Here is a 14,244-nt window from a genome sequence, read left to right as displayed (position 1 = left end):
CCCCGAGGCCGACCTGGCCCGCGCCCGCAAGGCCGCCTGCCGGTACCCGGACCAGGGACACGGCTGACGCCCCTCGTCCGACCCGGCGTCATGGCCGCGGGCGGGCAGGCCGGTTAGGCCGCGCGACCGGGGCGCTACGCGGGCGGCGGAGGATGCGGACCACTGCGGTGCGGCGACGGGCAGGTACCCCGCCGTCGCGCCGCAGCGGCCCCCGCAACTCCCTTCGCCCCTGAGGAGAACGGTGAAACCCACGTTCGTCCTGCGCCGGATAGCCCCGCTGGCCGCCGCCGCGGCCCTCGCACTCGGCCTCACCGCCTTCGCCCCGACCTCGCCCGCCACGGCGGCCCCCGCCGCTCCCGCCACCGCCACCGCCGCGGCGGCCGACGCCGCGCAGCTCGCCGCGGCCAACACCGGCCGCTCCGCCGGGACCTGCGCCAACACGCCGACCCGCAACACCCTGGGCGGCGCCCAGTTCGAGCACAGCTGCGTCGGCTGGGCCGGCGCCCCCGAGTACTGGTGCGCCGACTTCGCGATCTGGGCGTGGCGCAACGCGGGCCTCGCCGTCACCGGACTCGACGCCTCCGCGGTCAGCTTCCGCACCTACGGGCAGAACAACGGCACCCTGCACACCGCGGCCTCCTACCAGCCGCAGGCCGGCGACGCGGTGATCTACGGCACCGGCACCGGCTCGGGCACCGTGATCCACCACGTCGGGATCGTCACCTCGGTCGGCGCGGACGGCGCGGTGGTGACCGCCAACGGCGACTGGAACGGCGACCCGAACGCCGCCGACGAGGCCGCGTTCGCCAGGAGCTCCTCCGTGGTGTCGCTGACGATCCCGGCCGCCCAGCGCACCGTCGGCAGCGTGCCCAGCACGGTCGACCCGGCCCACGGCTACCGCATCGACGGCTACATCACCCCGGTCACGGCCTCCACCGCCAACCCGTACACGCCCACCCAGGTCTGCGGCCCCGGCTTCGGCGTGATCGACTCGCACTCCCTCGGCGGCGCCACCGCCTACCTGCTGTACGAGGCCTCCAGCGGCCGCAACTGCGTGGTCACCCTGGCGGACCAGCCCTCCGGCGCCGTCCCGATGGACGCCACCCTCAAGGTGCAGGGCGGTGCCGCCGGGGCCAACCCGGGCAGCTACACCTACTACGCGGGCCCGGTGACCCTGAACGCCGCCGGCACCTGCGTCGACTGGGGAGGCTCCTACCGCGGCACCACCTGGACGAGCGGCTGGAGCCACTGCGGCTGAACCGGCCGGTTGACCGGAATTGATTGACCGGCGCGGGCAGCGGCCCGGCCAATCCGCACCGCCGCCGCCCGCGCACCGGCCCCGCCACCCCGCATCCGCGCCCCGCAGCCCGGCCGCCGCGCCGCCGCGCCGCCCGCGCCCACCTCGAATGACCGTGCCATGCCCGGAGTTGATTGGCCGTCACCGCATGATCCACCGGTCAACCCCGCACCGGCATAGAACGGAGTCGCGCCGGGCGGCGGGTCGTGGGGACGGCCCCGCCGCCCGGTGCACCAGGCCGAGGTGTGGGGGAGTGTGGGATGGAGTTCGGAATACTCGGGCCGCTGCTCGTGCGGGACGGCGAGGGCGACCGCCCGGTGGCGGCGGCCAAGCAGCGGGCGCTGCTGGCGGCCCTGCTGGTGCGGCGGGGACAGGTCGTACCGGCCGACGTGCTGGCCGACACCGTGTGGGACGGGTGGCCGCCGCGCACCGCCGCCACCACCCTGCGCAACTACGTGATGCGGCTGCGCAAGGCCCTCGGCGAGGCCGGACACCGGCTCGCCACCGAGGCCGGCGGCTACGTCCTCTCCGCCGCCGCCGAGGAGTTCGACGCCGACCGGTTCACCCGGCTGCGCGACCTCGGTCACGACCGGCTCCGCACCGGGGACGCCGAGCAGGCCGTCGCCCACTACGAGGCGGCGCTCGCGCTCTGGCGCGGCCCCGCCCTCGTCGACGTCCCCTCCGAGGCGCTCCGCCGCGCCGAGGCCGGGCGGCTCGCCGAGGCCCGCCTGGACGTCCTCGAAGGCCGCACCGAGGCGGCGCTCGCCCTCGGGAGGCACACCGAACTCCTGGGCGAGCTGCGGGTGCTGACCGCGGCTCATCCCGAGCGCGAACGCCTCTGGGCCCAGTTGATGACCGCCCTCTACCGCAGCGGCCGCCAGTCCGAGGCACTCGCCGTGTACGGGGAGGTCCGCCGGGTGCTCGCCGACGAGCTCGGCGTCGACCCCGGCAACGAACTCCGCGCCGTGCACGCCGGAATCCTGCGCGCCGACCCCGCCCTCGCCGCACCCGCCCGGACGGCCGCCCGCATCCGGACCGTCCTCGTCACCCCCTCCCAGCTGCCGCCCTGCCTCACCGACTTCACCGGCCGGACGGAGCAGTCCGCCGACCTCGCCGCCATGCTCACGGCCGAAGGCCGCCGCGCCCCGCTGATCGCGGTCGTCAGCGGCCAGCCCGGCGCCGGCAAGAGCACCCTCGTCCAGCACGCCGCACACGCCGCCCGCGGCGCACACCCCGACGGCACCCTCTACGCCGACCTGCGCGGCAGCTGCCGAAAGCCCGCCGCCCCGCACGCCGTGCTCGGCAGCTTCCTGCTCGCCCTCGGCGTGCCCGCCGCCGCCGTCCCGCCGGACACCGACTCCCGGACGGCGCTGTTCCGCTCCCTGCTGGCCGACCGGCGGATGCTCGTCGTCCTCGACGACGCGCGCGACAGCGCCCACATCCGGCCGCTGATGCCCGCGGGCCCCGGCAACTCCGCACTGATCACCGCCCGCACCCGGCTGCCCGACCTCGGCGGCAGCCACGCCCTCCACCTCGGACCGCTGCCCGCGGACGAGGCCCGACAGTTCCTCGCCCGTCTGGTCGGCCCCGCCAGGGCCGCCGCCGAACACCGGGCGCTCACCCAACTCGCCGCCGCCTGCGGAGGACTGCCACTCGCCCTGCGGATCTGCGGAGCCCGGCTCGCCGCCCGGCCCTCCTGGACGGTCCGGCACCTGGTGGAACGGCTCGCCGACGAGGGCCGCGCCCTCGACGAGCTCTGCCTCGGCAGCCTGGACGTCCGCGCGGCCTTCGCGGCCGGCTGCGAGAGCCTCGACCCGCCGACCGCCCGCGCCTTCCACCTCCTGGCCCTCGCCCCGACCGACACCGTCGGCCTGAGCACCGCCTCCCGCCTGCTCGGCGAGCCCCCGGCCCGCGCCGAACGCGTCCTCGAACGACTCACCGACGCCGGCCTGCTCACCGCCCGCGAGCCCGGCCGCTACCGCTACGAGCCACTCCTGCGCACCTATGCCCGCGAACGGGCCCGCCACCGCCCCGCCCCCACCGTGCCGGAGCCCCGTACCCCCCGCCGCGCCGCCCTCGCCGGCTGACCGGCCCGGCGCCGGGCCCCGGGCGGCCCCCGGCGAGAGAGAGCGACATGCCGGGGCTCGTCCGTGGGAGTCGGCGGAGTACGGGGTGGCCGGGCGGGTCGGCCAGGCCACCCCGGTGGGCTCAGCCCCTGGGCAGCGGGTAGCCGCGGGTGGCCTCGACCTCGTGCGCGGGTTCCGCGACGGTCAGGCCGCCGGTGGCCGACTTGGCCGGCTTGAGGATGAACGAGCCGTACGCCGAGGGCTTGGCGGCGTCGGTGAAGTCGAGCGGCACGTCCAGGACGTTGAGCGCCTTCTGGCTGCGGTGGGCGGCCACGATGCCCTCCCGGGTGAGGTCCTTGGCGGTGCAGGCGTTGCTGAGCGCCTCGGCGGCGACCTGGGCGGCCACCCAGCCGCTGACCACGCCGCTGTCCACCGGCGCGCCCGGGTACTTCGCCTGGTAGTCCTGCACCAGCTGCCGCATCCGGGAGGTGTCCGCGCTGGGCGCGGGGTAGCCGCTGACCAGGTAGAACATCTTCTCCAGGGCGGGGGCCGCGGCGCTGTCCAGCAGCTGCGGGGCGAAAGCGGGGGCGGAGCCCACCACCGGCACGGTGAGGCCCTGGGCGGCGGCCAGCCCGACCAGCGAGGCGGACTGCTTGGGGCCGGCGCTGACCAGGATCGCCTTCACCCCGGCCTGCTTGAGCGCGGTGACCTGGGCGCCGAGGTCGGTGTCGGTGGCCTTGATCTTCTGTCCGACGACGGTGTAGCCGTGCTGCTTCGCCGCGTACTCGGCGCCGGCGAGGGCGTTCTCGCCGTACTCGCCCTCGAAGTAGACGTGACCGATCCTGTCGCCGGCGGCCAGTCCGGCCTTCCGGGTCAGGAAGTCGACCGCGTTGATCATGTCGATGTCGTAGGTGGGGCCCACCACCTGGATGTAGTTCTGGCCGAGCAGGCCGGAGGACCAGCCGAGCGGCAGGGTGAGGATCTTCTTGCTGTCGATCTCCTGCTTGAGCGCGGCGACCACCGGTGAGCCGATCACCTGGGTGAGCATCGCCGAGCCGGGCTCGACCTCGGCGAAGGCGGCGACGCCCTTCTGCACGTCGTAACCGTGGTCCTTCACCCTGATCTCGACCTTGCGGCCGCAGATGCCGCCGACCTTGTTGGTCTGTTCCACCCACAGCTGCTGGGCGTTGACGATGCTCTTGCCGAGCGAGGCGTAGACGCCGCTGAGGTCGGTGAGGGCGCCGAGGGTGATGGTGGTCTCCGTCACGCCGGGGCCCATCCTCACCCCGTCGTTGCCGACCCGGTCGGAGGAGGTGTCGGCCTTGATGCTGCAGCCGGTCGCGGCGAGTGCGAGGACGGCCAGGGCGGCGGCGGATCTGAGCAGTCTGCGGTCGGTCACGGGGTGGGCTCCTTGCCGGGCGAGGGACGGGTGGCGGTGCGGGAGACGGGGACGGGCGCCGGGGCCGTGGACGCGGCGGCCGGCGCGGGCCGCGGCCGGTACCGGCGGGCGAGGCCCGCCAGCCCGTCCGGGGCGAGGGTGAGGATCAGGACGACGGCTGCGCCGTACAGACAGCGGGCGGCCTCGCCGGGGGTGGCGCCGAAGGCGTCCGAGCCCGCCGGCGCGATCAGCGGCAGCCGCTCCGCGTACACGGTGAGGACCTGCGGGAGCAGGGAGACGAGGACGGCCGCGGCGGCCGCGCCGCCGACCGAGCCGAGCCCGCCGATCACGATCATCGCGAGGAAGTCGATCGACAGGGCGAGCCCGAAGTGGTCGGGCACCACCCGTGTGAAGGCCAGTGCGGTGAGCGCCCCGCCTGCCCCCGCGTACAGGCAGGAGACGGTGAACGCGGCGCAGCGGTACCGGGCGACCGGCACGCCCATCACGGCGGCCGCGGTGCCGCTGTCCCGCAGCGCGGCCAACGCCCGTCCGGGGCGGCCCTGTTGCAGGTTGCGGGCGGTGAACAGGCCGATCGCGACCAGGGCGAGCCCCAGGTACCAGAGCCGTTCCAGGCCGCCGAAGGGCACGCCGAGCACGGCCAGGCCACGTGGCGAGGCGTCGCTGAACGAGAAGCCGAACAGTGACATCGGCTCGACCGGGCGGCCGTTGAAACCACCGGTCACACTGCGGGAGTTGAGCATCACGTGCTGGCCGAGGAAGACCAGCGCGAGGGTGGCCACGCCCAGGTACATGCCGCGCAGCCGCCCGGCGATCGGGCTGAACACGGCACCGGCGGCGCCGGCCAGCGCGATCGCGAGGACGAGGGCGAGCAGCGGCGGCAGGCCGAGTCCGGTGAGCCGGGACGGGCCGTTGCCGGACGCCCCGCCGGAGAACCAGACGTAGCCGTACGCGCCGACGGCGAGGAAGAAGGAGTGGCCGAGCGAGAGCTGTCCGGCGGTGCCGGTGAGCAGGCCGAGACCGATCGCGCCGAGCACGGCGGCCATCGCGAACAGCCCGCTCTGCAGCCAGAATCCGTCCGCGTAGAAGGGCAGGGCGAGCAGGACGAGAACGCCTGCGCCGGCCGCGGCGCGGCGCCCGGTGAGCAGCTCAGACACGGACGGCCTCCTTCGATCCGAGCAGCCCGGAGGGCCGCACCAGCAGCACGGCGACCATCACCAGGTACGGGGCGATGCCGGGCAGCCCCTCGCCGAATGCGCCCAGCTCGTCCTGGTAGCCGGCGGCGAGGGCGCCGGCCAGGCCGATGGCGAGGCTGCCGACGAGGGCTCCGGCGGCCGAGTCCAGGCCGCCGAGGACCGCCGCGGGGAAGGCGGCGAGCGCGAGTTGGCCGGTCGAGCGGTCCAGGCCCGGCGAGGGGAAGGCGGCGAGGAAGACCGCGGCGACGGCGGCGAGCGCGCCGGCCGTGCACCAGGCGGTCAGCCGCATCCGGCCGAGGCGGACGCCCATCAGCGCGGCGGCCTCCTCGTCGGCGGAGGCGGCCCGCATGGCCAGCCCCCAGCGGGTCCAGCGGAAGGCGGCGAAGACCGCCCCGATCAGGGCGACGGAGACGGCGATCCCGGCGAGCCGGGCCTCGACGACGTGCACCCCGCCGATCCGGACCACGGCCGAGCCCCACGGGTCGCCGGTGGCCAGGTAGTCGGCGCCGATCGCCCGGCCGAGTGCGGTCAGCAGCGCCAGGTCGGCGCCGATGGTGAGGATGGTGGCGGCGTGCGCGCCCGCCCCGCGGAGCCCGCGGGCGGTGAGCAGGTGGAGCAGGCCGGAGGCGGCCGCGGCGGCGGCCGCGCCGAGCAGTACGGCGAGCGGGAAGCCGACCGCGCCGTGCGTGGCGGCGACCACCCAGCCGCCCAGCAGCAGCACGGAGCCGTGCGCGAAGTTCATCACTCCGGAGGCCTTGAAGACGACGGTGAAGCCCAGCGCGACCAGGGCGTACACCGAGCCGAGGGCGAGGGCGTCGAGCAGGGTTTCGGCGAGCCGCGTCATGCTGCTTCCTGCTGTCCGAGGTAGGCGTGGAGCACCGCCGGGTCCTGCCGGACGGTCTCCGGGGTGCCGTCGGCGATCCGGCGGCCGAAGTCGAGGACGGTGACGGTGTCGGCGAGCCGCATGACCATCCCCATGTCGTGCTCGACCAGCAGGATCGAGATGCCGAGCGCGGCACGGATCGCGGCCACCGTGTCGGCCATGTCCAGCCGCTCGGCGGGGTTCATCCCGGCGACGGGTTCGTCGAGCAGCAGCAGCCCCGGTTCGGCGCAGAGCGCCCGGGCCAGCTCGACCCGCTTGCGCACGCCGTACGGCAGCGCCCCGACCGGCTGGTCGAAATGGGATTCCAGGCCGAGGAATTCGGCGATCTCGGCGGCCCGAGCGCGGTGCCGGCGCTGCTCGCGGACGGCGCCCGGCAGACGCAGCGCGGTGGCGGCGAACCCGGCCCGGGTGAGGCGGTGCCGGCCGAGCATCAGGTTGTCGGCGACGGTGCCCGCGGTGAGCACGATGTTCTGGAAGGTCCGGGCGATGCCGAGCCCGGCGACGGCGTGCGGCGCCATCCCGGTCAGCTCCCGCCCGCCGTACACGACGCTGCCGGCGGCGGCCCGGTACACGCCGGAGAGCACGTTGAAACAGGTGGACTTGCCGGCGCCGTTCGGGCCGATCAGGGCGTGCACGGTGCCCGGTTCGACGGTGAACGAGACGTCGTCGAGCGCGGTGAGGCCGGCGAACCGGACGGTGACCCCGCGGACCTCCAGCCGGGCGGCGGTCGGGGCGGTCATGCCGTCCACCTGCGCAGCTCGCGGACGGGCGGACGGCCGCCGGTCGCCGGCCCGTCCTCCTCGGCGGCGCCGAGGTACAGCCGGCGGACCTCGTCCCCGGCGGCGAGTTCCGCGGCGGTGCCCTCCAGCCGGACGACCCCGTTCTCCAGCACCAGCGCGCGGTGCGCGACGGAGAGCGCCATCGCGGTGTTCTGCTCGACCAGCAGCACCGAGGTGCCCTGGCGGTTGATCTCCTGCACGATCGCGCCGATCTGCCGCACCATCCGCGGGGCGAGGCCGAGCGAGGGCTCGTCCAGCAGCAGGACGCACGGATCGGCCATCAGCGCCCGTCCGATCGCCAGCATCTGCTGCTCGCCGCCGGACATCAGGCCGGCCCGCTGGCGGCGGCGCTCGGCCAGCACCGGCAGCAGGGCGAAGACCCGCTCACGGGCCTCCCGCCGGGTCGCGGCGCCGCTGCGGCCGCGGCCGAGTTCGCCGGCCCGCAGGTTCTCCTCGACCGTGAGGTCGGCGAACACCCGCCTGCCCTCGGGGACCTGGACGACGCCGGCCCGCACGGCACGGGCCGGGTCCTCGGTCAGCGGGCGGCCGTCGACCGCCACCGACCCGGCGGTGACCGCGCCCCGGTGCAGGCCGAGCGTGCCCGAGACGGCCCGCAGCAGGGTGCTCTTGCCGGCCCCGTTGGCGCCGAGGACGGCGGTGATCCGCCCGGCCGGGAGGTCCAGCGACACCCCGCGCAGCGCCCGGACGGCGCGCCCGTAGGCGACGTGCAGATTCTCGACGGTCAGCGTGCTCGACCGCTCGGGTGGGCTCATGGTGCTCCTTGCGTCCGAGCGCCGGGCCGCGGACACGGGGCAGCAGCCGCTCGGGAGGGTGGGAAGCTCGGGCGACGGGGGCGTCTGCCCGGTTCTGGGTGAGCGGCAGGACACCACGGCGGCCGAGCGGCGGTCCATGGCGGTACGGGCACGCGTTGCGGCTGCACAGCGCCCGGCGGGCCGCGTTGTGAGCTCGACCAGTACCGGCGGCCGGGGGCGGCGCGCGGGGTCCGGGAGCGGGGAGAGTGCACGGCAGGTCCGCCGCCGGGGCTTCAGACCACGGCCCCGGCGGCGCCCCGGCGTCAGGACGGCAGCAGCCGGTACGCGTCCAGGGCGAGCGACAACTCGACCAGGTGGCGCGGGTGGTTCAGGCTGCGGCCGCTCAACTGCTCATACCTGCGCAGCCGGTTGAGCACGGTGTTGCGGTGGCAGAACAGCCGGGTGCCGGCCCGCTGGGCGGAGCCGGCGCTGTCCAGCCAGACGTCGAGGGTGCTGAGCATCGACTCGCGGTCCTGGGTGTCGAGTTCCAGGACGGGGCCGAGCGCCCGCTCGACCAGGGCGGTGCCGTAGTCGGGGAGGGAGACGACCAGGGCGGCGGGCAGCCGCTCGTGCAGCAGGGCGATGTCGCCGTCGGAGGTGCAGGTGCGCAGCGCGATGTCGGCGGAGCGCCGGGCGGCGCCGATCTCGGCGAGTTCCTCCACGACGGTGCCGATACCGACCCGGGCGCCCCGGTGGTGGCCGAGGCAGGCCGCGACCTCGGCCGGGTCGGCTTCGCCGAGCAGGACGAGGGCGTGCTCGCCGTCGCCGCCGCGGTGCCGGACGATCCGCACGCCGGGCGGCGGGTCGACGGGGGCCGGGGCGGCGACGGCGGGGAGGCGCGGCGGACCGGCGGGCCCCGCGAGGGCGGCGACCGCGTACCGGCCGCGCTCGGGGAGGTCGAGTGCGGCGGCGACGGTGGGCAGGTCGGTGATCCGGGTGGTGCCGTCGAGCAGGGCCTGCACCATGGCACGGGCGCGTTCGCGGTGTTCGCGGGCGGTCTGGCTCTCGACCAGCCGGTAGGCCTGGGTGATCAGGTCGGAGTGCTCGTCGACGAAGCTCCAGATGCCGGCGGCGCTGTGCAGCAGCAGGTGGGCGTGGTCGGGCTCGCGGTGGGTGGCGGTCTCCACCAGGCGCCGCCAGACCAGGGCCCCGCCGAGCCGGAAGGCGTGCAGCAGGGCGTCCAGCGGGAGTTCGCGCTGGGCGCGGCGGGCGCCGATCTGCCAGGAGCAGAGCCGGGCGGCCTCCCAGGTGCCGGGCGGGTCGAGCAGGGTGCGGACCGAGCTCTCCAGCGAGGTGCGCACCTCCAGCCGCAGTTCCTCGGGGCCGATGGTGGCGGGGTAGGCGGGCTCCCGGGCGCTGATCTGGGCGACGAGCTCGCGGGCGAGCCCGTCGACGTCCTGCAGCAGGTGGGCCGCGGTGCGGCGGAGCAGCTGTTCGGACGCGGTGTCGGCCCGGGACCGGACCGGTCGTCGGGCGGGCGGTTCCTCGGGCAGGCCGCGCAGCCGGGGCTTCGGGGCGGGGCCAGTCGGTGCGGCGGGCGGAGCCAGGGCGGGTGGTCTCACGGGCGCTCCCTCGTCGACTCTTAACTAGCAGTGCTAGTCAAAGTCATCCGGACCGGCCCGCACAAGGACGGCCGCCGCCCTCGGCGACAGTCGGCCGAATCGTGACCGCGCGCTTGCCGGGGCGTGACCGGGCACCCGGCCGCCCCGGCATCCCCGGCCGGCCGACATGCCGCGTGCCGCACCCGGAGTGTGGTGGTATGACTCGTTCTGTCCCCTGTCCGGATCGGACGGCTGGGACGGGCGGTGCGGGGGCGCCGCCGTGGACCGACAGCCCGCCGGTCGGCCGGCGAACGGCTGGGACGGGAGTGCCATGGACGACTATCCGCTGCTCAACATCTTCTGGACGATGCTGGAGCTTTTCGTCTTCATCCTCTGGTTCTTCCTGCTCTTCAAGATCATCACGGACATCTTCCGCAGCAAGGACATGGGCGGCTGGGGCAAGGCCGGCTGGACGATCTTCGTCATCCTGCTGCCACTGATCGGCGTGCTGGTCTACCTGATCGCGCGCGGCGGCTCGATGGCCCAGCGCGACCTGGAGCAGGCGCAGCGGACGGACGAGGCGTTCCAGGCGTACATCCGCCGCGCGGCCGCCGAGGGCGGCGGAGGGGGCGGAGGCGGCGGCACGGCCCAGAGTCATGCCGACCAACTGGCCAGGCTCGCGGACCTGAAGACCAGCGGCGCCATCTCCGAGGAGGAGTTCCAGAAGGCCAAGGCGAAGCTGCTGGCCTGACCGGCCGTCCCGTCCGGGTCCTCGTTTCACTCGAACGGCGGAGCACCGGGCGCCCCCGGCGGGGACGCCCGGTGCCGTGTGCGTCAAGGACGGGTCCGGCCCTGGCGTGTTTCTTCAACGGTGTACGGATGCCCCAGGGGGCGCGGGGAACTGCGCGATCCGGATGCGGGCTCTGAGGGCAGTTGCTAGCCCTCGATCCGGTGCTGGCTCCAGAACGAGGTCAGGTCGGTGCCGGACGCGGCCTGGGCCGCCGCCTTGAACTCGGCGGTGGTGCTCACCCCGTACCAGTGCGACTGCGCGTAGTCGTGCAGCAGGGTGCTCATCGCGCCGTCGCCGATCAGCCGCCGCAGGTCGTGCAGGGCGCACTTGCCGTAGGTGTAGACGACGGTGGAGTACCGGGACGAGTGGGCGTCCCAGTACGCCATCGAGTCGGTGATCTTCTCGGCGGAGGACGACCAGGAGACGCTGTTCCAGCAGTTGCTGCCGCTCTTGCCGAGGGCCAGGTCGGTGGCGTAGTCGGTGAACGACTCGTCGAGCCACGGGCTGGTGTACTCGTCGTCGCCGACGATGCCGTAGAACCACTGGTGCGCGATCTCGTGGGTCAGCGCGGTGGTGGACACCAGGTCGAGCACGAAGCCCGGGTACTCCATGCCGCCGAACCAGAAGCTGTTGTCGAGCACCGCGTCCAACTCGGCGTACGGGTAGGCGCCGAAGCGCTGCGCGTGCGCGTCCACCGCGGACTCGGCGGTGGTCAGCATCGACTGGGCGTCACCGGAGGAGATCCCGCTCACCGAGTAGACGTTGACCTTGACGCCGGCCGTCGAGGTCCCGCTGATCCTCGTGAACGGCCCTGCGCCCCAGGCGAAGTCGCGCACCTTGGCCGCGGTCGCGCGGGTGACGGTGCGGCCCGCGCCGCCGGCGGTGTCCACCGAGGTGCCGGTGGCCGGGACCAGCAGGCCGCTCGGGTGGTCCAGGGTCACGTCGAAGTCCGCGGCCAGCGAGTAGAACGACTCGCCGTTGTTGGTGTACGGGTCCAGCTGCCAGCCGGCGGCGTCCCGGACGGCCAGCACCGGCAGCGCGTTGCCGAGGAAGTTGTACGCCCCGTCGTGGCCGAAGCGGTCCGCGCCGCTCGGCACGGTGATGCCGAGGTCGAAGCCGACCGTCCCGCCCTGGCCCTGTGCGAGCGGCGCGGGCAGGGTGACCTTCATCGCCGTGCAGGCCACCGAGAGGGCGGCGGCCGTCCCGCCGGTGACGTTGGTGACGGTGATCGGGGTGCTCGGGCAGCTGCCGTGCGCGTTGTCCCACAGCCGCAGGTACACCTCGGCGAGCGGGGTGGCCGAGGCGTTGGTGAAGGAGACGCTCTCGTGGCCCGTCCAGGAGGCGCCCGAGGCGTCGCTGGTCAGGGAGACGGTGTAGGCCGGGGCGGCCGGGGTCCGGGTGGCGTCCGGTGCCGGGGTGCCGGTGGGGCTCGGCGTGGGCGTGGGCGTGGGCGTGGGTGTCGGGGTGCCGCCGCCGGAGACGGCCAGGGCGATGTCGTCCAGCACGAAGCTGGTCTGCAGGCCGGAGTCCTCGGTGCCGGTGAAGGAGAGCGCCACCGTGCGGCCCGCGAAGGACGAGACGTCGAAGGTCTTCTGCAGGTAGCCGGGGCGGGCGTCCAGGTTGGACCAACTCGCCAGCGTGGTACCGCCGATGCTCGCGGTGAGCTTGTCATAGGCGGTGGCCGCGGTGGTCTCCGCGGTGTCCACGTGCAGCCAGAGGCTGAGGGTGGCCGAGGTGCAGCCGGCGGGCAGGGTCACCGACTGCGAGAGCGTGTCGGTGTGGGAGGAGCCGTAGCCGTCCAGCCAGGCGAAGGAGCTGCCGCCGTGCGCGGTCTGCCCGCCGCCGCCGGTGATCACCCCGCTCGACGCGGACCAGGGTGAACTGCCGGACTCGAAACCGCCGTTGGCGACCACCTGGGCGGGCGTGCAGGCTGCCGCCGTGGTCGCGGTGGCGGTGGCCGTGGTGGCGCCGGTCGCCGCCACGGCGGCCGTGAGCAGCGCGCCCGCGGCGACCAGGGGGAGAAGGGTGCTTCTCATCGATCCTCTTCGGGTAGGGGGCCCTTCCGTACCGGACGTAGGGTCAACCCGCCCGCGCGGAAGGCACGTTGACGACCGGCGGGGATCGGGGCCCGCCGGTCGCGAGGCCGAGAGAAGCGTGACAGCAGCCCGCCCTTCTGTTGAAGAGGGCATGCCATAGATTTGGCCGGGTCTTTGCGCATCCCCGGCCGATCGGCCGGCCGGGCACCCGATCGGAGGGCGCCCCCGGAAGGCGCGCCCTACAGGGCGATCACGGCCTCCACCAGGGTGCCGTCGGCGGAGCGGACCACGGTGGTGTCCACCGCGAAGGCGTCGACCAGGTCCAGTCCGCGGCCGAACGCCGCGTCCACGTCGACCGCCTCGCAGCGCGGGGAGGTCCGTTCACGCCACTGGCCCCAGTCCCGGACGCGCACCGTCAGCGCGGACTCGCTCACCTCGAAGAGCACCGACACGTCCGCGCTGCCGCTGTGCAGCACCGCATTGGTCACCAGCTCGGTCACGATCACCGAGAGCGCCTCGGCCACGTCCGCCGACAGCCGCCGGTTGCGCACCAGCGCCCGCGCCATGCGGCGCAGCCGGGGCACCGACTCCGGTTCGGCGGGAAGGGTCACGGAGGCCGTCAGGCGGGCGGACCGGACCGGCACGTCCGGTTCGGGGGCCAGGGCGACGGGTCCGGAAGAGATCGAGTTGCTCACGCGGGGGCTCCTGCCTGCGCGGTGGGCGGCATCGGCGGCGGCCCCCGCCGACCCACGGGCCGCGAGGCCATGACCCGGACCACGCTGCCCGCACTCCCACGGTCGCGGCAATCAGTGGAGACTGAAGTACGGATACGCAAAGAAAGCCCGGCGATCCGGTGAACTCCGACAGGGTGGCAGGTGTGGACGCACTGAACGAGACCGCACTGCGGCAGCTGCTGGCACGGGCCTGGACGGGCGGCGCCGCCCGTCCCGTCCTGCTGCTCGTCGAGGGCGAGGCCGGCACCGGCAAGAGCCGCCTGCTCGCCCGGCTCGCCCACGGAGTGCCGGTGCCCGTCCGCACCGACCCGCAGTCCGCCGCCGCACCCGCCGACGGCCCCGCCCTGCTCCTCGTCGACGACGTCCACCGGGCCGGCCCGGACCGCCGCGCCGCCCTGGCCGCCCTGCTCGCCGACCCGCCGGCCGGCCTCGCCTGCGTACTCGGCTACCGCCCGGAGGAGCTCGCCGACCCCGGCCTGCCGCTCGGCCCGGACACCGAGTACCCCGCCGGGCTCACCGTCGTCCGCCACCCCCTCGGACCGCTCGGCCGCGAGGACGTCCGGCGGATGGCCGCCGCCGCGCTCGGCGCCGACCGCTGCCCGCCCGACCTCGCGGACCGGCTGCACCGGGCGGCCGGCGGCACCGCCCAGGTGGTCGCCGACCTGCTCGACCTGCTCGCCGCGCGGGACGGCCCGGCCCCGGACGTGTTCGCAC

11 protein-coding genes and 1 pseudogene are annotated in these 14,244 nt (G+C 75.0%); 4 read left to right on the top strand and 8 right to left on the bottom strand.

What is annotated here, in order from left to right; all coding sequences use genetic code 11:
- The first annotated feature begins 241 nt into the window (after positions 1-241).
- Complete coding sequence (locus tag KSNIM_RS10650; RefSeq protein ID WP_263102995.1) at positions 242-1,258, top strand: CHAP domain-containing protein; 1,017 nt, start codon at positions 242-244, stop codon at positions 1,256-1,258.
- Between the two features lie 299 nt (positions 1,259-1,557).
- Positions 1,558-3,384, top strand: coding sequence for a BTAD domain-containing putative transcriptional regulator (locus KSNIM_RS10645; RefSeq protein ID WP_263102994.1), 1,827 nt, complete (start codon positions 1,558-1,560; stop codon positions 3,382-3,384).
- Between the two features lie 121 nt (positions 3,385-3,505).
- Here the strand turns inward: KSNIM_RS10645 and KSNIM_RS10640 are convergent, their stop codons facing one another.
- The 6 genes from KSNIM_RS10640 to KSNIM_RS10615 all read right to left on the bottom strand — a co-directional run bounded on the left by KSNIM_RS10640 (position 3,506) and on the right by KSNIM_RS10615 (position 9,991).
- A complete protein-coding gene (locus KSNIM_RS10640) occupies positions 3,506-4,762 on the bottom strand; it encodes an ABC transporter substrate-binding protein (RefSeq protein ID WP_263102993.1) in 1,257 nt (418 codons plus the stop codon).
- Positions 4,759-5,916 carry a branched-chain amino acid ABC transporter permease gene (locus tag KSNIM_RS10635; protein ID WP_411543688.1) on the bottom strand — a complete coding sequence of 386 codons (1,158 nt, stop codon included), beginning with the start codon at positions 5,914-5,916 and terminating at the stop codon, positions 4,759-4,761. Before KSNIM_RS10635 ends, KSNIM_RS10640 begins: the two co-directional genes overlap by 4 nt.
- The gene (locus KSNIM_RS10630) at positions 5,909-6,799 is read right to left on the bottom strand and encodes a branched-chain amino acid ABC transporter permease (RefSeq protein ID WP_263102992.1); all 891 of its coding nucleotides are present in this window, start codon (positions 6,797-6,799) and stop codon (positions 5,909-5,911) included. The genes KSNIM_RS10635 and KSNIM_RS10630 overlap by 8 nt, the downstream gene beginning before the upstream one ends.
- The gene (locus KSNIM_RS10625) at positions 6,796-7,578 is read right to left on the bottom strand and encodes an ABC transporter ATP-binding protein (RefSeq protein WP_263102991.1); all 783 of its coding nucleotides are present in this window, start codon (positions 7,576-7,578) and stop codon (positions 6,796-6,798) included. The genes KSNIM_RS10630 and KSNIM_RS10625 overlap by 4 nt, the downstream gene beginning before the upstream one ends.
- A complete protein-coding gene (locus tag KSNIM_RS10620) occupies positions 7,575-8,390 on the bottom strand; it encodes an ABC transporter ATP-binding protein (protein WP_263102990.1) in 816 nt (271 codons plus the stop codon). The genes KSNIM_RS10625 and KSNIM_RS10620 overlap by 4 nt, the downstream gene beginning before the upstream one ends.
- Positions 8,391-8,692: 302 nt before the next feature.
- On the bottom strand, positions 8,693-9,991 hold the full coding sequence (locus KSNIM_RS10615) for a PucR family transcriptional regulator (protein WP_263102989.1): 1,299 nt from the start codon (positions 9,989-9,991) through the stop codon (positions 8,693-8,695).
- A 310-nt stretch (positions 9,992-10,301) separates the two neighbouring features.
- Here KSNIM_RS10615 and KSNIM_RS10610 point away from each other — a divergent pair, with 310 nt between their 5' ends.
- Positions 10,302-10,721 carry an SHOCT domain-containing protein gene (locus tag KSNIM_RS10610; RefSeq protein ID WP_263102988.1) on the top strand — a complete coding sequence of 140 codons (420 nt, stop codon included), beginning with the start codon at positions 10,302-10,304 and terminating at the stop codon, positions 10,719-10,721.
- 185 nt (positions 10,722-10,906) lie between these two features.
- On the opposite strand, the gene KSNIM_RS10605 is transcribed toward KSNIM_RS10610, so the two are convergent.
- On the bottom strand, positions 10,907-12,796 hold the full coding sequence (locus KSNIM_RS10605; protein ID WP_263102987.1) for a M1 family metallopeptidase: 1,890 nt from the start codon (positions 12,794-12,796) through the stop codon (positions 10,907-10,909).
- 239 nt (positions 12,797-13,035) lie between these two features.
- Positions 13,036-13,491 (bottom strand): ATP-binding protein, encoded by a 456-nt coding sequence (locus tag KSNIM_RS10600; RefSeq protein WP_263102986.1) that lies wholly within the window; start codon positions 13,489-13,491, stop codon positions 13,036-13,038.
- A gap of 182 nt (positions 13,492-13,673) precedes the next feature.
- On the opposite strand from KSNIM_RS10600, the pseudogene KSNIM_RS10595 reads away from it, so the two are divergent.
- Positions 13,674-14,244: pseudogene (locus KSNIM_RS10595) on the top strand (helix-turn-helix transcriptional regulator); the annotation flags it as partial.

It is taken from the genome of Kitasatospora sp. DSM 101779 (assembly GCF_025655475.1).
GTDB lineage: Bacteria > Actinomycetota > Actinomycetes > Streptomycetales > Streptomycetaceae > Kitasatospora.
The sequence above is the reverse complement of the archived record's forward strand: the minus strand, read 5'-3'. Positions and strand labels throughout refer to the sequence as shown.